This window comes from Pseudomonas sp. B21-023, from assembly GCF_024749165.1.
In the GTDB taxonomy this organism is placed as follows: domain Bacteria; phylum Pseudomonadota; class Gammaproteobacteria; order Pseudomonadales; family Pseudomonadaceae; genus Aquipseudomonas.
This window is the reverse complement of record NZ_CP087190.1, coordinates 5351664-5371130: the sequence shown is the minus strand read 5'-3', so window position 1 is coordinate 5371130 and position 19467 is coordinate 5351664. Positions and strand designations below refer to the sequence as shown.

Genomic DNA, 19467 nt, shown 5'->3' with positions numbered 1-19467 from the left:
ATCAGGCTAAGGTAAAATTTGTGAGTTCTGCTCGAAAGAGCGACGTGCGAATTTTCGGCGAATGTCGTCTTCACAGTATAACCAGATTGCTTGGGGTTATATGGTCAAGTGAAGAAGCGCATACGGTGGATGCCTTGGCAGTCAGAGGCGATGAAAGACGTGGTAGCCTGCGATAAGCTTTGGGGAGTCGGCAAACAGACTGTGATCCAGAGATCTCTGAATGGGGGAACCCAGCCAGCATAAGCTGGTTATCTTGTACTGAATACATAGGTGCAAGAGGCGAACCAGGGGAACTGAAACATCTAAGTACCCTGAGGAAAAGAAATCAACCGAGATTCCCTTAGTAGTGGCGAGCGAACGGGGACCAGCCCTTAAGCTGGTTTGAGATTAGTGGAACGCTCTGGAAAGTGCGGCCATAGTGGGTGATAGCCCCGTACACGAAAATCTCTTGCCAGTGAAATCGAGTAGGACGGAGCACGAGAAACTTTGTCTGAACATGGGGGGACCATCCTCCAAGGCTAAATACTACTGACTGACCGATAGTGAACCAGTACCGTGAGGGAAAGGCGAAAAGAACCCCGGAGAGGGGAGTGAAATAGAACCTGAAACCGTATGCGTACAAGCAGTGGGAGCCTACTTTGTTAGGTGACTGCGTACCTTTTGTATAATGGGTCAGCGACTTATATTCAGTGGCGAGCTTAACCGAATAGGGGAGGCGTAGCGAAAGCGAGTCTTAATAGGGCGCTTTAGTCGCTGGGTATAGACCCGAAACCGGGCGATCTATCCATGGGCAGGTTGAAGGTTAGGTAACACTGACTGGAGGACCGAACCGACTACCGTTGAAAAGTTAGCGGATGACCTGTGGATCGGAGTGAAAGGCTAATCAAGCTCGGAGATAGCTGGTTCTCCTCGAAAGCTATTTAGGTAGCGCCTCATGTATCACTGTAGGGGGTAGAGCACTGTTTCGGCTAGGGGGTCATCCCGACTTACCAAACCGATGCAAACTCCGAATACCTACAAGTGCCGAGCATGGGAGACACACGGCGGGTGCTAACGTCCGTCGTGAAAAGGGAAACAACCCAGACCGTCAGCTAAGGTCCCAAAGTCATGGTTAAGTGGGAAACGATGTGGGAAGGCTTAGACAGCTAGGAGGTTGGCTTAGAAGCAGCCACCCTTTAAAGAAAGCGTAATAGCTCACTAGTCGAGTCGGCCTGCGCGGAAGATGTAACGGGGCTCAAACCATGCACCGAAGCTACGGGTATCACCTTTTGGTGATGCGGTAGAGGAGCGTTCTGTAAGCCTGTGAAGGTGAGTTGAGAAGCTTGCTGGAGGTATCAGAAGTGCGAATGCTGACATGAGTAACGACAATGCGAGTGAAAAACTCGCACGCCGAAAGACCAAGGTTTCCTGCGCAACGTTAATCGACGCAGGGTTAGTCGGTCCCTAAGGCGAGGCTGAAAAGCGTAGTCGATGGAAAACAGGTTAATATTCCTGTACTTCCAGTTATTGCGATGGAGGGACGGAGAAGGCTAGGCCAGCTTGGCGTTGGTTGTCCAAGTTTAAGGTGGTAGGCTGAGATCTTAGGCAAATCCGGGATCTCAAGGCCGAGAGCTGATGACGAGTGCTCATTAGAGCGCGAAGTGGTTGATGCCATGCTTCCAAGAAAAGCTCCTAAGCTTCAGATAACTGGGAACCGTACCCCAAACCGACACAGGTGGTTAGGTAGAGAATACCAAGGCGCTTGAGAGAACTCGGGTGAAGGAACTAGGCAAAATGGCACCGTAACTTCGGGAGAAGGTGCGCCGGTGAGGGTGAAGCACTTGCTGCGTAAGCCCACGCCGGTCGAAGATACCAGGCCGCTGCGACTGTTTATTAAAAACACAGCACTCTGCAAACACGAAAGTGGACGTATAGGGTGTGACGCCTGCCCGGTGCCGGAAGGTTAATTGATGGGGTTAGCGCAAGCGAAGCTCTTGATCGAAGCCCCGGTAAACGGCGGCCGTAACTATAACGGTCCTAAGGTAGCGAAATTCCTTGTCGGGTAAGTTCCGACCTGCACGAATGGCGTAACGATGGCGGCGCTGTCTCCACCCGAGACTCAGTGAAATTGAAATCGCTGTGAAGATGCAGTGTATCCGCGGCTAGACGGAAAGACCCCGTGAACCTTTACTATAGCTTTGCACTGGACTTTGAGCTTGCTTGTGTAGGATAGGTGGGAGGCTTTGAAGTGGGGACGCCAGTTCTCATGGAGCCATCCTTGAAATACCACCCTGGCAACCTTGAGGTTCTAACTCAGGTCCGTTATCCGGATCGAGGACAGTGTATGGTGGGTAGTTTGACTGGGGCGGTCTCCTCCCAAAGAGTAACGGAGGAGTACGAAGGTGCGCTCAGACCGGTCGGAAATCGGTCGTAGAGTATAAAGGCAAAAGCGCGCTTGACTGCGAGACACACACGTCGAGCAGGTACGAAAGTAGGTCTTAGTGATCCGGTGGTTCTGTATGGAAGGGCCATCGCTCAACGGATAAAAGGTACTCCGGGGATAACAGGCTGATACCGCCCAAGAGTTCATATCGACGGCGGTGTTTGGCACCTCGATGTCGGCTCATCACATCCTGGGGCTGAAGCCGGTCCCAAGGGTATGGCTGTTCGCCATTTAAAGTGGTACGCGAGCTGGGTTTAGAACGTCGTGAGACAGTTCGGTCCCTATCTGCCGTGGACGTTTGAGATTTGAGAGGGGCTGCTCCTAGTACGAGAGGACCGGAGTGGACGAACCTCTGGTGTTCCGGTTGTCACGCCAGTGGCATTGCCGGGTAGCTATGTTCGGAAGAGATAACCGCTGAAAGCATCTAAGCGGGAAACTTGCCTCAAGATGAGATCTCACTGGAGCCTTGAGCTCCCTGAAGGGCCGTCGAAGACTACGACGTTGATAGGTTGGGTGTGTAAGCGCTGTGAGGCGTTGAGCTAACCAATACTAATTGCCCGTGAGGCTTGACCATATAACACCCAAGCAATTTGCGCTGAGGCCAAATTGTGGTGGTGAAGACGAAACGAACCGAAAGTTCGCGACGAACCACAAATATCGCATATCCGAATTGGCTGGCATGTCTGCAAGGACGTACTGGCAACCGAATTTCTTGACGACCATAGAGCATTGGAACCACCTGATCCCATCCCGAACTCAGTAGTGAAACGATGCATCGCCGATGGTAGTGTGGGGTTTCCCCATGTGAGAGTAGGTCATCGTCAAGATTCATTTCGCAAAACCCCTATCTGCGCGAGCAGGTAGGGGTTTTGTCTTTTGTGCTTTTGGCAAGTCGATGCGCTCCCTTGTAGGAGCGCGTCGCCTGCAATGCCAACGGTAGCCCTTTTCCTATGCAAGCCCTCGGGGCGTGGCTATCATGCCAGCCTTATTTCGAGTCGAGATTGGCATGCTGAAGTTGTTGAACCTCCTCAAGGATGGCCGGTTCCATTCCGGAGAAGCCCTGGGGGCCGCCCTTGGGGTGAGTCGCAGCGCCGTTTGGAAGCAGCTGCAGCACCTGGAGAGCGAACTGAACCTGACCATTCACAAGGTCCGTGGCCGCGGCTATCAGCTGGCGGCGCCGTTGAACCTGCTCGAAGCGCAGGCGATCGCCAAGTTCTCCCAGGGCGAGCCGTGGCCGGTGTTCATTCACGAAACCATCGACTCCACCAATGCCGAAGGGCTGAGGCTGGTCGCGCAAGGGCAGGCTGCGCCGTTTCTGGTGCTGGCCGAGCGCCAGAGTGCAGGTCGCGGTCGGCGCGGGCGCCCGTGGGTCAGTCCTTTTGCCGAAAACCTCTATTACAGCCTGGTCTTGCGCATCGATGGTGGCATGCGTCAGCTCGAGGGTTTAAGCCTGGTGGTCGGCCTGGCGGTAATGCGTACACTGCAGGCGTTCGGGCTAAAGGATGTGGGGCTCAAGTGGCCCAACGATGTCCTTGCCGGCGGGCGCAAGATCACCGGGATCCTCCTGGAGCTGGTCGGGGATCCTGCGGACGTCTGCCATGTAGTGCTGGGTATTGGTATCAATGTAAACATGCAGGGCAACGAACAGATCGATCAGCAATGGGCCTCTATGCGCGGCGAAGCTGGGCAATTGGTGGATCGCAACCACCTGGTGGCGGTGCTCAGCCAGCAGTTGCAGCACGAGCTTGGTCGCCATCGCCGCTATGGTTTCGCTGCGTTCCAGGAAGAATGGGAACAGGCGCATCTTTGGCAGGGGCGTAAAGTTTCACTTGTCGCGGGCACCTCGCGTATCGAAGGCGTCGCGCTGGGGGTGGATGGTCAGGGCGGCTTGCGTCTGGAGGTCGATGGTGTGGAGAAGAGCTTCAGCGGCGGCGAGCTGAGCCTGAGGTTGCGTGATGATTCTTGAGCTCGATTGTGGAAACAGCTTTATCAAGTGGCGCGTCATCCATTCAGCCGACGCCACCATCAACGGTGGTGGCATCGTGGACTCCGACCAGGCATTGGTCGCAGCTGTCGCGGGGCTCTCGAGCCTGCGACTTACTGCTTGCCGCATGGTCAGTGTACGCAGTGAAGAGGAAACTTCATCGCTGTGTGCGCTGATCCAGGCCTCGTTCGGTGTCGAGGCAAACGTGGCCCAGCCTGTGAGGGAAATGGCTGGCGTGCGCAATGGCTATGACGATTATCAGCGCCTGGGCATGGACCGCTGGCTGGGGGCGCTGGGCGCCTATCACCTGGCCAAGCGTGCTTGCCTGGTCATCGATTTCGGCACTGCGGCCAAGGCCGATTTCGTCGCGGCCAATGGTGAGCACCTTGGTGGCTACATCTGCCCGGGCATGCCGCTGATGCGTAGCCAGTTGCGTACCCATACCCGGCGTATTCGCTATGACGATGCGTCGGCCGAGCGCGCCCTGAACAGCCTGGCGCCGGGGCGCTCGACCGTCGAGGCGGTCGAGCGTGGTTGTGTGCTGATGCTCCAGGGATTCGCCCGTACCCAGGTCGAGCAGGCCAGGGCGATGTGGGGTGAGGACTTCACTGTCTTTCTGACTGGTGGAGATGCGCCCTTGGTGCAGGAGGCGGCGCCGAAGGCTCGGATCGTGCCGGACCTGGTATTCGTCGGTTTGGCCATGGCCTGTCCATTGAACTGAGGTGACTGACTATGCGCTGGTTGTTTCTGCTGTTGGTTGTGCTCAACGTCTTTTATTACGTGTGGCATCAGCAGGAAGCTCCCCTGAGGGTCAAGGAAGTCGCCCCGTTGGCTTTGTACAAAGGTTCCCAGCAGGAAATCCGCCTGTTGCGTGAAACCGGAGTTGCGGCGCCCGCCCGACGCCGTGACGAATGTCTGGTTGTTGGGGGGATGACTGCGCCCGAGCAACTCGAGGCCTTGCGTCAGCGGCTGGTCAGTCTGGATATCGCTGCCCTGCCAGTGGTTGGTCAGCTCCCGGGTGCCGAGGGGCTATGGCTCAAGGTTGCCCAGGAAAGCGAGCGTTTGCTGGACCCAGCTGTGCTCTCGACTCTTTCCAAGGATTTCAAAGACTTAAAACACAAAATTATTTTGTGCGAGGGTATTGCAACTGCTGAATAGCTTGATAGAATGGCGCCCGCTTCACAGGGAACATCACTTAGGTGGTAGATCTGGAGGCAGTGTCAAAGCAGCTAAGTTTCAGATTTGATTGAAAAAATTTGAAAAAACGCTTGACACTGGGGCGGCAGCCAAATAGAATGCCGGCCACATCTGGAGGGATTCCCGAGCGGCCAAAGGGGACGGACTGTAAATCCGTTGCGAGAGCTTCGAAGGTTCGAATCCTTCTCCCTCCACCAGTTTTAGCGAGAGCCGCAAGCTCCGCGGGTATAGTTTAGTGGTAGAACCTCAGCCTTCCAAGCTGATGATGCGGGTTCGATTCCCGCTACCCGCTCCAAGTTTGCTGTTGTTGCACAAAGTGTTGCGCTCTTGTAGCTCAGTTGGTAGAGCACACCCTTGGTAAGGGTGAGGTCAGCGGTTCAAGTCCGCTCAAGAGCTCCATATAAACAAGGCAGATATGAAAATATCTGCCTTTGTTTTATCAGCGGTATGACTATTTCTTCTGCGGAGGACTGTATCGATGGCTAAGGAAAAGTTTGATCGTTCGCTACCTCACGTTAACGTCGGCACTATCGGCCACGTTGACCACGGTAAGACCACTCTGACTGCAGCGCTGACCCGCGTCTGCTCCGAAGTTTTCGGTTCGGCCGTCGTTGAGTTCGACAAGATCGACTCGGCTCCGGAAGAAAAAGCTCGCGGTATCACCATCAACACCGCGCACGTCGAGTACAACTCGAACATTCGTCACTACGCTCACGTTGACTGCCCAGGTCACGCTGACTACGTGAAGAACATGATCACCGGTGCTGCCCAGATGGACGGCGCGATCCTGGTTTGCTCGGCCGCCGATGGTCCGATGCCACAAACCCGTGAGCACATCCTGCTGTCCCGTCAGGTTGGCGTTCCGTACATCGTGGTCTTCCTGAACAAGGCTGACCTGGTAGACGACGCTGAGCTGCTGGAACTGGTCGAGATGGAAGTTCGCGACCTGCTGTCCACCTACGACTTCCCAGGCGACGACACCCCGATCATCATCGGTTCGGCTCGTATGGCGCTGGAAGGCAAAGACGACAACGAAATGGGCACTACCGCTGTCAAGAAGCTGGTAGAAACTCTGGATGCCTACATCCCTGAGCCAGTTCGTGCCATCGACCAGCCATTCCTGATGCCAATCGAAGACGTATTCTCGATCTCGGGTCGTGGTACCGTTGTTACCGGTCGTATCGAGCGTGGTATCGTCCGCGTTCAGGACGCCCTGGAAATCGTTGGTCTGCGTGACACCACCACCACCACCTGCACCGGTGTTGAGATGTTCCGCAAGCTGCTGGACGAAGGTCGTGCTGGCGAGAACTGCGGCGTTCTGCTGCGTGGTACCAAGCGTGACGACGTTGAGCGTGGCCAGGTTCTGGTCAAGCCAGGTTCGGTCAAGCCGCACACCAAGTTCACCGCAGAAGTCTACGTCCTGTCGAAGGAAGAAGGCGGTCGTCACACTCCGTTCTTCAAAGGCTACCGTCCTCAGTTCTACTTCCGTACCACTGACGTGACCGGTAACTGCGAACTGCCGGAAGGCGTTGAAATGGTAATGCCAGGTGACAACATCCAGATGACTGTCACCCTGATCAAGACCATCGCAATGGAAGACGGTCTGCGTTTCGCCATCCGTGAAGGCGGTCGTACCGTCGGCGCCGGTGTCGTAGCAAAAATTATCGAATAAGTAGTTGATTTACTTGATCAGGCCGGTATAATGGCCGGCCTGATACAGCGTTACAGGTCAGTAGCTCAATTGGCAGAGCGACGGTCTCCAAAACCGTAGGTTGGGGGTTCGATTCCCTCCTGACCTGCCATTCACCTCGGTGTGATTGGCTTTCTTCTTACAGGATCCTCCCCGATGACTCCCAAAACTGAAGCCCAAGAATCGCGTTTCGACTTGTTCAAGTGGCTGGCTGTAGTGGCTTTGGTGGTTGTCGCCGTTGTGGGTAATCAGTATTACTCCGCCTCGCCGATCCTGTACCGCGTTCTTGCACTTCTCGCCCTGGCTGCGGTTGCAGGCTTCATTGCCTTGCAGACTGCGAAGGGTAAGTCGTTCTTCACGCTGGCGAAGGAAGCGCGGACCGAGATCCGTAAAGTCGTGTGGCCGACCCGCCAAGAAACCACTCAGACCACGCTGATTGTCGTGGCTGTTGTTCTGGTTATGGCACTGCTGCTGTGGGGTCTCGACTCCCTGCTCGGTTGGGCGGTCTCCTTGATTGTTGGCTAAGGGTGTCCCGTGGCTAAGCGTTGGTACGTAGTGCATGCTTACTCGGGTTACGAGAAGCATGTGATGCGCTCCCTGATCGAGCGCGTCAAGCTGGCTGGCATGGAAGACGAATTCGGCGAGATCCTGGTCCCGACCGAAGAAGTCGTTGAAATGCGTAACGGCCAGAAGCGCAAGAGCGAGCGCAAATTCTTCCCTGGCTATGTATTGGTCCAGATGGAAATGAACGAAGGGACTTGGCACCTTGTCAAGGATACCCCTCGGGTCATGGGTTTCATTGGTGGTACCGCAGACAAGCCTGCGCCGATCACTGATAAAGAGGCCGAGGCGATCCTCCGTCGCGTTGCCGATGGTAGTGACAAGCCGAAGCCGAAGACGTTGTTCGAGCCGGGTGAAGTGGTTCGAGTCGTTGATGGTCCGTTTGCTGACTTCAATGGCACCGTCGAAGAGGTTAACTACGAAAAGAGCCGCCTGCAGGTTGCAGTGCTCATTTTCGGTCGCTCTACTCCGGTGGAGCTCGAGTTCGGCCAGGTCGAAAAGGTCTAGCAGGACGAAGCATCCCATACCCCGCAGCCCTATGTGCTGCGGGGTTTTGTCGTCACTGGGATAAAACGCAAGTCATCCGGGGAGCCATCTGGCGTTTGTACCCGATTTTGGAGTAGCTCATGGCTAAGAAGATTCAGGCTTACATCAAGCTGCAAGTAAAGGCCGGCCAGGCCAACCCAAGCCCACCCGTTGGTCCAGCACTGGGTCAACACGGTGTTAACATCATGGAATTCTGCAAGGCCTTCAACGCCCGTACTCAGGGTCAAGAGCCAGGTCTGCCGACTCCAGTGATCATCACTGTCTACAGTGACCGTAGCTTCACCTTCGAAACCAAGAGCACCCCTGCCTCGGTTCTGCTGAAGAAAGCTGCTGGCCTGACCAGTGGTTCGGCTCGCCCGAACACCGTTAAAGTCGGTACCGTTACCCGTGCTCAGCTGGAAGACATCGCGAAAGCCAAACAGGCTGACCTGACTGCCGCTGACCTGGACGCTGCTGTACGCACCATCGCTGGCTCTGCCCGCAGCATGGGCCTGAACGTGGAGGGTGTGTAATGGCTAAGCTGACCAAGCGCCAAAAGGCAATCGCCGAAAAAATCGAAGCAGGCAAGGCCTACAACTTCGAAGAAGCGGCAACTCTGCTGGCCTCGCTGCCTGCTGCCAAGTTCGTCGAGTCCTACGACATCGCCGTCAACCTCGGTGTTGACCCGCGTAAATCCGACCAGGTCGTACGTAGCGCTACCGTGCTGCCGCACGGCACTGGCAAGACCGTACGTGTTGCCGTCTTCACCCAGGGCCCGGCTGCTGAAGCCGCTCTGGCTGCCGGCGCTGACCGCGTAGGTATGGACGATCTGGCTGCCGAAATGAAAGGCGGCGACCTGAACTATGACGTCGTCATCGCATCGCCTGATGCCATGCGTGTTGTAGGTCAGCTGGGTCAGGTTCTGGGTCCTCGCGGCCTGATGCCTAACCCGAAAGTCGGTACCGTTACCCCAGACGTAGCCACTGCCGTGAAAAACGCCAAGGCTGGTCAGGTTCGCTACCGTACCGACAAGAACGGTATCATCCACACCTCCGTTGGCAAGATCGGCTTTGAAGCTGGCAAGCTGAAGGAAAACGTTGAAGCCCTGATCGCTGATCTGAAGCGTATCAAGCCGGCTTCCTCGAAAGGTATCTACGTCAAGCGCGTTACCCTGAGCACCACCATGGGCCCAGGTCTGATCATCGATCAGAGCTCGCTGGACGTGTAAGACCATGCCGGCGGGTGTAAGCTCGCCGGCAGCAAAAATTGGGGTCCCTGCCTGGCGGGGGCTATCCAAGACCGTAGGCGGCGCAAGCCTTAAACAACCAGCCTACGCAGATGGTGCTCCCGGTTCCTTACCGAATCAGACACCAAAACGACATCCGGCTTCGGCCAGATGAAACGGTAACAAGCAGGAGTTTTACCCGTGGCAATTAAACTCGAAGACAAGAAGGCCATCGTCGCTGAAGTCAACGAGGCTGCCAAAGTCGCTCTGTCCGCTGTCGTGGCTGATGCCCGTGGTGTGACTGTAGGCGCAATGACCGGACTCCGTAAAGAGGCTCGTGAAGCTGGCGTATACGTACGTGTCGTACGTAACACCCTGCTCAAGCGCGCTGTTGCCGACACTGAATTCAGTGTCCTCAACGACGCCTTCACTGGCCCGACCCTGATCGCTTTCTCCAACGAACACCCGGGCGCCGCTGCTCGTCTGTTCAAGGAGTTCGCCAAGGGTCAGGACAAGTTCGAGATCAAGGCAGCTGCGTTTGACGGCAAGTTCATTGCAGCGAACCAGATCGACGTGTTGGCTACCCTGCCGACCCGCGACGAAGCCATCGCGAAGCTGATGAGCGTGATTCAAGGCGCTACCAGCAAGCTGGCCCGTACCCTGGCAGCCATTCGCGACCAGAAAGAAGCCACCGCTGCCTAAGGCACCGGAAACTCTTTCAAATCATACGTTTAATTTGATAGCTGCGTAGGCTGTCACCCCAATACAGGATTTAAGTCATGTCTCTGACTAACGAGCAAATCATCGAAGCAATCGGCCAGAAAACCGTTCTGGAAGTTGTTGAGCTGATCAAAGCAATGGAAGAAACCTTCGGCGTTACCGCTGCTGTTGCCGCTGCCGGCCCAGCTGCTGCCGCTGCCGTTGTTGAAGAGCAAACCGAGTTCAACGTTGTTCTGGTTGAAGCCGGCGACAAGAAAGTAAACGTGATCAAGGCCGTTCGCGAGCTGACTGGTCTGGGCCTGAAAGAAGCCAAAGAGAAAGTCGATGGCGCTCCTCAGGTTGTAGCTGAAGGCGTTTCGAAAGAAGCCGCTGAAGACGCTAAGAAGAAGCTGGAAGAAGCAGGCGCTAAAGTCGAGCTGAAGTAATTTCGACTTTGCGATGCCAGCCCGAGCGTCAAGCGAAGGGCTGATGGCTGGTGGCTTATGCCACCGGCCTTTTTCCGTTATTGGTGGCCGATCAGGTCGGCCCCGATAACGAGCTGCAAGACACCCAAGAGGGTGGCGCAAACCAAAGGGTTTGCACGATTTTCTGGCTGCTCCCGCCGGGAGATGCCAAACAAGCAGGTGACCAAGCTGGGGAATGCTGATGGCTTACTCATACACTGAGAAAAAACGTATCCGCAAGGACTTTAGCAAGTTGCCGGACGTCATGGATGTGCCGTACCTCCTGGCCATCCAGCTGGATTCGTATCGCGAATTCCTGCAGGCGGGAGCATCCAAGGATCAGTTCCGCGACGTCGGTCTGCATGCGGCCTTCAAATCGGTATTCCCGATCATCAGCTACTCCGGCAATGCTGCCCTGGAGTACGTCGGCTATCGCCTGGGCGAGCCGGCTTTCGATGTGAAGGAATGTGTCCTGCGCGGTGTGACCTTCGCGGTCCCGCTGCGGGTGAAGGTGCGCCTGATCATCTTCGACAAGGAATCGTCGAATAAAGCGATCAAGGACATCAAAGAGCAAGAAGTCTACATGGGTGAAATTCCCCTGATGACTGAAAACGGTACCTTCGTTATCAACGGTACCGAGCGTGTGATCGTCTCCCAGCTGCACCGTTCGCCTGGTGTGTTCTTCGACCACGACCGTGGCAAGACGCACAGCTCCGGTAAGCTGCTGTACTCCGCGCGCATCATCCCTTACCGCGGTTCGTGGCTGGACTTCGAGTTCGACCCGAAAGACTGCGTATTCGTACGTATCGACCGTCGCCGCAAACTGCCGGCCTCGGTACTGCTGCGTGCCCTGGGTTACAGCACCGAAGAGGTTCTGAACACCTTCTACACCACCAACGTGTTCCACCTTTCCGGCGAGAAACTCAGCCTGGAACTGGTGCCTCAGCGTCTGCGTGGTGAAGTTGCGGTCATGGATATCCATGACGACAGCGGCAAGGTCATCGTCGAGCAAGGCCGCCGTATTACCGCGCGCCATATCAACCAGCTGGAAAAGGCTGGCGTGAAAGAGCTGGACGTTCCGCTGGAGTACGTACTGGGTCGCACCACCGCCAAGGCGATCGTGCATCCGGCTACCGGCGAGATCATTGCCGAGTGCAACACCGAGCTGACCACCGACCTGCTGGTGAAGATCGCCAAGGCCCAGGTCGTTCGCGTCGAGACGCTGTACACCAACGACATCGACTGCGGTCCGTTCATCTCCGATACGCTGAAGATCGACACCACCAGCAACCAACTGGAAGCGCTGGTCGAGATCTACCGCATGATGCGTCCAGGCGAGCCGCCAACCAAGGACGCCGCCGAGACCCTGTTCAACAACCTGTTCTTCAGCGCCGAGCGTTACGATCTGTCCGCTGTTGGCCGCATGAAGTTCAACCGTCGTATCGGTCGCACCGAGATCGAAGGTTCGGGCGTGCTGAGCAAGGAAGACATCGTCGAGGTCCTCAAGACCCTGGTCGATATCCGTAACGGCAAAGGCATCGTCGACGACATCGACCACCTGGGTAACCGTCGCGTCCGTTGCGTCGGCGAGATGGCCGAGAACCAGTTCCGCGTTGGCCTGGTGCGTGTTGAACGCGCGGTCAAAGAGCGTCTGTCTATGGCTGAAAGCGAAGGCCTGATGCCGCAGGACCTGATCAACGCCAAACCGGTTGCGGCGGCGGTGAAAGAGTTCTTCGGTTCCAGCCAGCTTTCGCAGTTCATGGACCAGAACAACCCGCTTTCCGAGATCACCCACAAGCGCCGCGTCTCCGCACTCGGCCCGGGCGGTCTGACCCGTGAGCGTGCTGGCTTCGAAGTCCGTGACGTACACCCGACCCACTACGGCCGCGTGTGCCCGATCGAGACTCCTGAAGGTCCGAACATCGGTCTGATCAACTCCCTGGCGGCCTATGCCCGCACCAACCAGTACGGCTTCCTGGAAAGCCCGTACCGTGTGGTGAAGGAAGGCGTGGTCAGCGACGACATCGTGTTCCTGTCCGCCATCGAAGAGGCCGATCACGTGATCGCCCAGGCTTCGGCCGCGATGAACGACAAGAAGCAGCTGATCGATGAGCTGGTAGCTGTTCGTCACCTGAACGAATTCACCGTCAAGGCGCCGGAAGACGTCACCCTGATGGACGTTTCGCCGAAGCAGGTAGTTTCGGTTGCCGCGTCGCTGATTCCGTTCCTCGAGCACGACGACGCCAACCGTGCGTTGATGGGTTCCAACATGCAGCGTCAGGCTGTACCGACCCTGCGCGCCGACAAGCCGCTGGTAGGTACCGGCATGGAGCGCAACGTTGCCCGTGACTCCGGTGTCTGCGTGGTTGCTCGCCGCGGTGGTGTGATCGACTCGGTCGACGCCAGTCGGATCGTCGTGCGCGTTGCCGACGACGAAGTCGAGACTGGTGAAGCAGGTGTGGATATCTACAACCTGACCAAATACACCCGCTCCAACCAGAACACCTGCATCAACCAGCGTCCGCTGGTCAGCAAGGGTGACAAGGTTGCGCGTGGCGACATCATGGCCGACGGCCCGTCCACCGACATGGGTGAACTGGCACTGGGTCAGAACATGCGCATCGCGTTCATGGCGTGGAACGGCTTCAACTTCGAAGACTCCATCTGCCTGTCCGAGCGTGTGGTTCAAGAAGACCGCTTCACCACGATCCACATTCAGGAACTGACCTGTGTGGCCCGTGACACCAAGCTTGGCCCAGAGGAAATCACCGCGGACATCCCGAACGTCGGTGAAGCTGCGCTGAACAAGCTGGACGAAGCCGGTATCGTCTACGTGGGTGCCGAAGTCGGCGCTGGCGACATCCTGGTCGGCAAGGTCACTCCGAAAGGCGAGACCCAGCTGACTCCGGAAGAAAAACTGCTGCGTGCGATCTTCGGTGAGAAGGCCAGCGACGTCAAAGACACCTCCCTGCGTGTGCCGACCGGCACCAAGGGTACCGTCATCGACGTACAGGTCTTCACCCGTGATGGCGTCGAGCGCGACAGCCGCGCCCTGGCCATCGAGAAGATGCAGCTGGACGAGATCCGCAAGGACCTCAACGAAGAGTTCCGCATCGTCGAAGGCGCGACCTTCGAGCGTCTGCGTTCGGCTCTGAACGGCCAGGTGGTTGACGGTGGCGCGGGCCTGAAGAAAGGCACCGTGATCAGCGACGACGTGCTGAACGGTCTGGAGCACGGCCAGTGGTTCAAGCTGCGCATGGCCGAAGATGCACTGAACGAGCAGCTGGAAAAGGCTCAGCAGTACATCGTCGATCGCCGTCGCCTGCTGGATGACAAGTTCGAAGACAAGAAGCGCAAGCTGCAGCAGGGCGATGACCTGGCTCCGGGCGTACTGAAGATCGTCAAGGTCTACCTGGCAATCCGCCGTCGCATCCAGCCGGGTGACAAGATGGCCGGTCGTCACGGTAACAAGGGTGTCGTCTCGGTAATCATGCCGGTCGAAGACATGCCGCACGACGCCAACGGTACTCCGGTCGACGTCGTACTGAACCCGCTGGGCGTACCTTCGCGTATGAACGTCGGTCAGATCCTTGAAACCCACCTGGGCCTCGCGGCCAAGGGCCTGGGCGAGAAGATCGACCGCATGATCGAAGAGCAGCGCAAAGCCGCTGAACTGCGCACCTTCCTCACCGAGATCTACAACGAGATCGGTGGTCGTCAGGAGAACCTGGAAGAGTTCACCGACGAAGAGATCATCGCCCTGGCGAACAACCTGAAGAAGGGCGTGCCGATGGCCACTCCAGTCTTCGACGGTGCCAAGGAGCGTGAGATCAAGGCCATGCTGAAACTGGCAGATCTGCCAGAGAGCGGCCAGATGGTGCTGTTCGATGGCCGTACCGGCAACAAGTTCGAGCGTCCGGTGACCGTTGGTTACATGTACATGCTCAAGCTGAACCACTTGGTGGACGACAAGATGCACGCGCGTTCCACTGGTTCCTACAGCCTGGTTACCCAGCAGCCGCTGGGTGGTAAGGCGCAGTTCGGTGGTCAGCGTTTCGGGGAGATGGAAGTGTGGGCGCTGGAAGCATACGGCGCGGCATACACCCTGCAAGAAATGCTCACAGTGAAGTCGGACGACGTGAACGGCCGTACCAAGATGTACAAGAACATCGTGGATGGCGATCACCGTATGGAGCCGGGCATGCCCGAGTCCTTCAACGTGTTGATCAAAGAGATCCGTTCCCTCGGTATCGATATCGATCTGGAAACCGAATAACACGTGACGCGAGGGGAGTGGGCAGGTAATGCCCGCTCCCTGCTCCGCCAGGAGGAAAGGCCTTGAAAGACCTACTGAATTTGCTGAAAAACCAGGGTCAAGTCGAAGAGTTCGACGCCATCCGCATCGGTCTGGCGTCGCCTGAAATGATCCGTTCGTGGTCGTTCGGTGAAGTCAAGAAGCCGGAAACCATCAACTACCGTACGTTCAAGCCTGAGCGTGACGGCCTGTTCTGCGCCAAGATCTTTGGCCCAGTCAAGGACTACGAGTGCCTGTGCGGCAAGTACAAGCGCCTCAAGCACCGCGGCGTGATCTGCGAGAAGTGCGGCGTTGAAGTTGCCCTGGCCAAGGTTCGTCGTGAGCGCATGGCGCACATCGAACTGGCCTCGCCGGTTGCCCACATCTGGTTCCTGAAGTCGCTGCCGTCCCGCATCGGCCTGCTGATGGACATGACCCTGCGTGACATCGAGCGCGTGCTCTACTTCGAGAGCTACGTGGTGATCGATCCGGGCATGACCACCCTCGAGAAGGGCCAGCTGCTGAACGACGAGCAGTACTTCGAAGCGCTGGAAGAGTTCGGTGACGACTTCGACGCCCGCATGGGTGCCGAGGCTGTCCGCGAGCTGCTGCACGCTATCGACCTGGAGCACGAGATCGGCCGCCTGCGCGAAGAAATTCCGCAGACCAACTCGGAAACCAAGATCAAGAAGCTGTCCAAGCGCCTGAAGCTGATGGAAGCTTTCCAGGGCTCGGGTAACCTGCCTGAGTGGATGGTCCTGACCGTCCTGCCAGTACTGCCGCCGGACCTGCGTCCGCTGGTACCGCTGGATGGCGGCCGCTTCGCGACCTCCGACCTGAACGACCTGTATCGTCGGGTGATCAACCGTAACAACCGTCTGAAGCGCCTGCTCGATCTGTCGGCGCCGGACATCATCGTGCGCAACGAAAAGCGCATGCTGCAGGAAGCGGTCGACGCCCTGCTCGACAACGGCCGTCGCGGTCGCGCCATCACTGGCTCGAACAAGCGTCCGCTGAAGTCCCTGGCCGACATGATCAAAGGTAAGCAGGGTCGCTTCCGTCAGAACTTGCTCGGTAAGCGCGTGGACTACTCCGGTCGTTCGGTAATTACCGTAGGCCCGACCCTGCGTCTGCACCAGTGCGGTCTGCCGAAGAAGATGGCCCTCGAGCTGTTCAAGCCGTTCATTTTCGGCAAGCTGGAAATGCGTGGTCTGGCGACCACCATCAAGGCTGCCAAGAAGATGGTCGAGCGCGAGCTGCCGGAGGTGTGGGACGTGCTCGCCGAGGTGATCCGCGAACACCCCGTACTGCTCAACCGTGCGCCTACCCTGCACCGTCTGGGTATCCAGGCTTTCGAGCCTGTGTTGATCGAAGGTAAGGCGATCCAGCTGCACCCGCTGGTCTGCGCCGCGTACAACGCCGACTTCGACGGTGACCAGATGGCCGTTCACGTGCCGCTGACCCTGGAAGCCCAGCTCGAAGCGCGTGCGCTGATGATGTCGACCAACAACATCCTGTCGCCAGCCAACGGTGAGCCAATCATCGTTCCGTCGCAGGACGTGGTACTGGGTCTGTACTACATGACCCGTGAAGCCATCAACGCCAAGGGCGAAGGTCGCGTATTCGCCGACCTGCAGGAAGTCGACCGCGTATTCCGCGCCGGCGAAGCCGCCCTGCACGCGAAAATCAAGGTTCGTATCAACGAAACCGTGAAAGACCGTGATGGCAGCATCACCAAGAACACCCGTATCGTCGACACCACCGTCGGCCGTGCGCTGCTGTTCCAGGTAGTACCGGCCGGCCTGCCGTTCGACGTCGTCAACCAGTCGATGAAGAAGAAGGCGATCTCCAAGCTGATCAACCAGTGCTACCGCGTGGTGGGTCTGAAAGAGACCGTGATCTTCGCTGACCAGCTGATGTACACCGGTTTTGCCTACTCGACCATTTCCGGCGTTTCGATCGGCGTTAACGACTTCGTTATCCCGGACGAGAAAGCCCGCATCATCGGTACCGCTACCGACGAAGTGAAGGAAATCGAGAGCCAGTACGCCTCCGGCCTGGTCACCCAGGGCGAGAAGTACAACAAGGTCATCGACTTGTGGTCCAAGGCGAACGACGAAGTGTCCAAGGCGATGATGGCCAACCTCTCGAAAGAGAAGGTAGTCGATCGCGAGGGCAAGGAAGTCGAGCAAGAGTCCTTCAACTCGATGTACATGATGGCCGACTCCGGTGCGCGTGGTTCCGCCGCCCAGATCCGTCAGCTGGCCGGTATGCGTGGCCTGATGGCCAAGCCGGACGGCTCGATCATCGAGACGCCGATCACCGCGAACTTCCGTGAAGGTCTGAGCGTACTGCAGTACTTCATCTCGACTCACGGTGCTCGTAAAGGTCTGGCGGATACCGCGTTGAAGACCGCGAACTCCGGTTACCTGACTCGTCGTCTGGTGGACGTTGCCCAGGATCTGGTCGTGACCGAGATCGACTGCGGCACCGACCAGGGTCTGCTGATGACCCCGCACATCGAAGGCGGCGACGTTGTCGAGCCGCTGGGTGAGCGCGTACTGGGTCGTGTCATCGCCCGCGACGTATTCAAGCCAGGCACCGAGGACGTCATCGTTCCGGCCGGCACCCTGGTAGACGAGCAGTGGGTCGAGTTCATCGAGCTGAACAGCATCGACGAAGTCGTCGTGCGCTCGCCGATCAACTGTGAAACCCGTTACGGCATCTGCGCCAAGTGCTACGGTCGTGACCTGGCGCGCGGCCACCAGGTGAACATCGGTGAAGCTGTCGGCGTTATCGCTGCGCAGTCGATCGGTGAGCCGGGTACCCAGCTGACCATGCGTACGTTCCACATCGGTGGTGCTGCAAGCCGTACTTCGGCTGCCGACAGCGTCCAGGTGAAGAACGGCGGTATGGTGCGCCTGCACAACCTGAAACAGGTTGAGCGTGCCGACGGTAACCTGGTTGCCGTATCGCGTTCCGGCGAGCTGGCGATTGCCGACGAGTTCGGTCGTGAGCGTGAGCGTTACAAGCTGCCTTACGGTGCCGTGATTTCGGTCAAGGAAGGTGACAAGGTCGAAGCTGGCGCCATCGTCGCCAAGTGGGACCCGCACACCCACCCGATCGTTACCGAGCTGAAAGGTACCGTGACCTTCGTGGGCATGGAAGAAAACATCACCATCAAGCGTCAGACCGATGAACTGACCGGCTTGACCAACATTGAAGTCCTGGACGTCAAGGATCGCCCTGCCGCAGGCAAGGAAATCCGTCCGGCGATCAAGATGGTCGACGCCAACGGCAAGGACCTGTACCTGCCAGGTACCGACGTACCTGCCCAGTACTTCCTGCCGGCCAACGCCCTCGTCGGCGTGGCTGACGGTGCCCAGATCGGCGTCGGTGACGTTATCGCGCGTATCCCGCAAGAAACGTCGAAGACCCGTGACATCACCGGTGGTCTGCCACGCGTTGCCGACTTGTTCGAAGCGCGCCGTCCGAAAGAAGCCTCGATCCTGGCTGAAGTCAGCGGCACCATCGCGTTCGGTAAAGAGACCAAGGGCAAGCGTCGCCTGGTCATCACTCCGACCGACGGTAGCGATCCGTATGAAGAGCTGATTCCGAAGTGGCGCCACCTGAACGTCTTCGAAGGCGAACAGGTCAACCGCGGCGAAGTTATCTCCGACGGCCCGAGCGATCCGCACGACATCCTGCGTCTGCTGGGTGTGAGCGCGCTGGCGAAGTACATCGTCAACGAGATCCAGGACGTTTACCGTCTGCAAGGCGTGAAGATCAACGACAAGCACATCGAGACCATCCTGCGTCAGATGCTGCGCAAGGTCGAGATCTCCGAGTCGGGCGATTCCAGCTTCATCAAGGGCGACCAGATGGAACTGACTCAGGTCCTGGTAGAGAACGAGCGTCTCGCCGGCGAAGACAAGTTCATCTCCAAGTTCACCCGTGTGTTGCTGGGTATCACCAAGGCCTCGCTGTCCACCGAATCGTTCATCTCGGCGGCTTCCTTCCAGGAAACCACCCGTGTACTGACCGAGGCGGCGGTAACCGGCAAGCGTGACTACCTGCGCGGCCTGAAAGAGAACGTGGTCGTGGGTCGTCTGATCCCGGCCGGTACTGGTCTGGCCTATCACAGCGAGCGCAAGCGTCGCCGTGATGCCGACAAACCGCTGCGTGTGAGCGCCAGTGAGGTGGAAGCCGCACTGACCGAAGCGCTGAATTCCAGCGGTAACTAAGTACAGGGCAGGGCCCCGGCAAGCCTCGAGCGGGCATCGGCGACATGATTTGTTGCCGATGACCGGGCGAGGAGGGCCGGGGCCTCGTCTTGACTGGGTGCAAGATCCTCTTTAGACTTTTGTACCCTTAAATTTGGTGAGGCTCCGTCTCGCCAATTTTTG

The 19467-nt window shown here is 57.6% G+C and carries 12 protein-coding genes, 4 tRNA genes and 2 rRNA genes; all 18 read left to right on the top strand.

The features are described from left to right. Positions 1-102: 102 nt before the first annotated feature. The 18 genes from LOY42_RS24295 to rpoC all read left to right on the top strand — a co-directional run bounded on the left by LOY42_RS24295 (position 103) and on the right by rpoC (position 19305). Positions 103-2996: ribosomal RNA gene (locus LOY42_RS24295) — 23S ribosomal RNA — on the top strand. Between the two features lie 137 nt (positions 2997-3133). After that, positions 3134-3249: ribosomal RNA gene (gene rrf / locus LOY42_RS24290) — 5S ribosomal RNA — on the top strand. Between the two features lie 179 nt (positions 3250-3428). Then, complete coding sequence (gene birA / locus LOY42_RS24285) at positions 3429-4388, top strand: bifunctional biotin--[acetyl-CoA-carboxylase] ligase/biotin operon repressor BirA (protein WP_102684361.1); 960 nt, start codon at positions 3429-3431, stop codon at positions 4386-4388. After that, positions 4378-5127, top strand: coding sequence for a pantothenate kinase (locus LOY42_RS24280; RefSeq protein ID WP_139668113.1), 750 nt, complete (start codon positions 4378-4380; stop codon positions 5125-5127). Before birA ends, LOY42_RS24280 begins: the two co-directional genes overlap by 11 nt. Before the next feature lie 11 nt (positions 5128-5138). After that, positions 5139-5564, top strand: coding sequence for a hypothetical protein (locus tag LOY42_RS24275; protein WP_258599566.1), 426 nt, complete (start codon positions 5139-5141; stop codon positions 5562-5564). A gap of 152 nt (positions 5565-5716) precedes the next feature. After that, a tRNA-Tyr gene (locus LOY42_RS24270) sits at positions 5717-5800 on the top strand. A gap of 24 nt (positions 5801-5824) precedes the next feature. Further along, positions 5825-5898: transfer RNA gene (locus LOY42_RS24265), tRNA-Gly, on the top strand. Between the two features lie 28 nt (positions 5899-5926). Continuing rightward, a tRNA-Thr gene (locus LOY42_RS24260) sits at positions 5927-6002 on the top strand. 79 nt (positions 6003-6081) lie between these two features. Beyond that, on the top strand, positions 6082-7275 hold the full coding sequence (tuf, locus tag LOY42_RS24255; RefSeq protein WP_038707241.1) for an elongation factor Tu: 1194 nt from the start codon (positions 6082-6084) through the stop codon (positions 7273-7275). A gap of 54 nt (positions 7276-7329) precedes the next feature. Beyond that, positions 7330-7405: transfer RNA gene (locus tag LOY42_RS24250), tRNA-Trp, on the top strand. Between the two features lie 44 nt (positions 7406-7449). Further along, complete coding sequence (gene secE, locus LOY42_RS24245) at positions 7450-7818, top strand: preprotein translocase subunit SecE (protein ID WP_258599565.1); 369 nt, start codon at positions 7450-7452, stop codon at positions 7816-7818. Positions 7819-7827: 9 nt separating this feature from the next. After that, positions 7828-8361: a transcription termination/antitermination protein NusG gene (gene nusG, locus LOY42_RS24240; protein ID WP_023628746.1), complete on the top strand. Its 534-nt coding sequence runs from the start codon at positions 7828-7830 to the stop codon at positions 8359-8361. 119 nt (positions 8362-8480) lie between these two features. Next, on the top strand, positions 8481-8912 hold the full coding sequence (gene rplK / locus LOY42_RS24235; protein WP_011531881.1) for a 50S ribosomal protein L11: 432 nt from the start codon (positions 8481-8483) through the stop codon (positions 8910-8912). Continuing rightward, a complete protein-coding gene (gene rplA / locus LOY42_RS24230; RefSeq protein ID WP_023628747.1) occupies positions 8912-9607 on the top strand; it encodes a 50S ribosomal protein L1 in 696 nt (231 codons plus the stop codon). Before rplK ends, rplA begins: the two co-directional genes overlap by 1 nt. Before the next feature lie 198 nt (positions 9608-9805). Then, positions 9806-10306, top strand: a complete 501-nt coding sequence (gene rplJ, locus LOY42_RS24225) for a 50S ribosomal protein L10 (RefSeq protein ID WP_023628748.1) — start codon at positions 9806-9808, stop codon at positions 10304-10306. A 77-nt stretch (positions 10307-10383) separates the two neighbouring features. Continuing rightward, positions 10384-10749, top strand: a complete 366-nt coding sequence (gene rplL / locus LOY42_RS24220; protein ID WP_003255496.1) for a 50S ribosomal protein L7/L12 — start codon at positions 10384-10386, stop codon at positions 10747-10749. Positions 10750-10969: 220 nt separating this feature from the next. Beyond that, the gene (gene rpoB, locus LOY42_RS24215) at positions 10970-15043 is read left to right on the top strand and encodes a DNA-directed RNA polymerase subunit beta (RefSeq protein WP_031314438.1); all 4074 of its coding nucleotides are present in this window, start codon (positions 10970-10972) and stop codon (positions 15041-15043) included. A 62-nt stretch (positions 15044-15105) separates the two neighbouring features. Beyond that, entirely contained in the window at positions 15106-19305 is a 4200-nt protein-coding gene (gene rpoC / locus LOY42_RS24210; protein ID WP_046857349.1) for a DNA-directed RNA polymerase subunit beta', read from the top strand. Positions 19306-19467 lie beyond the last annotated feature (162 nt).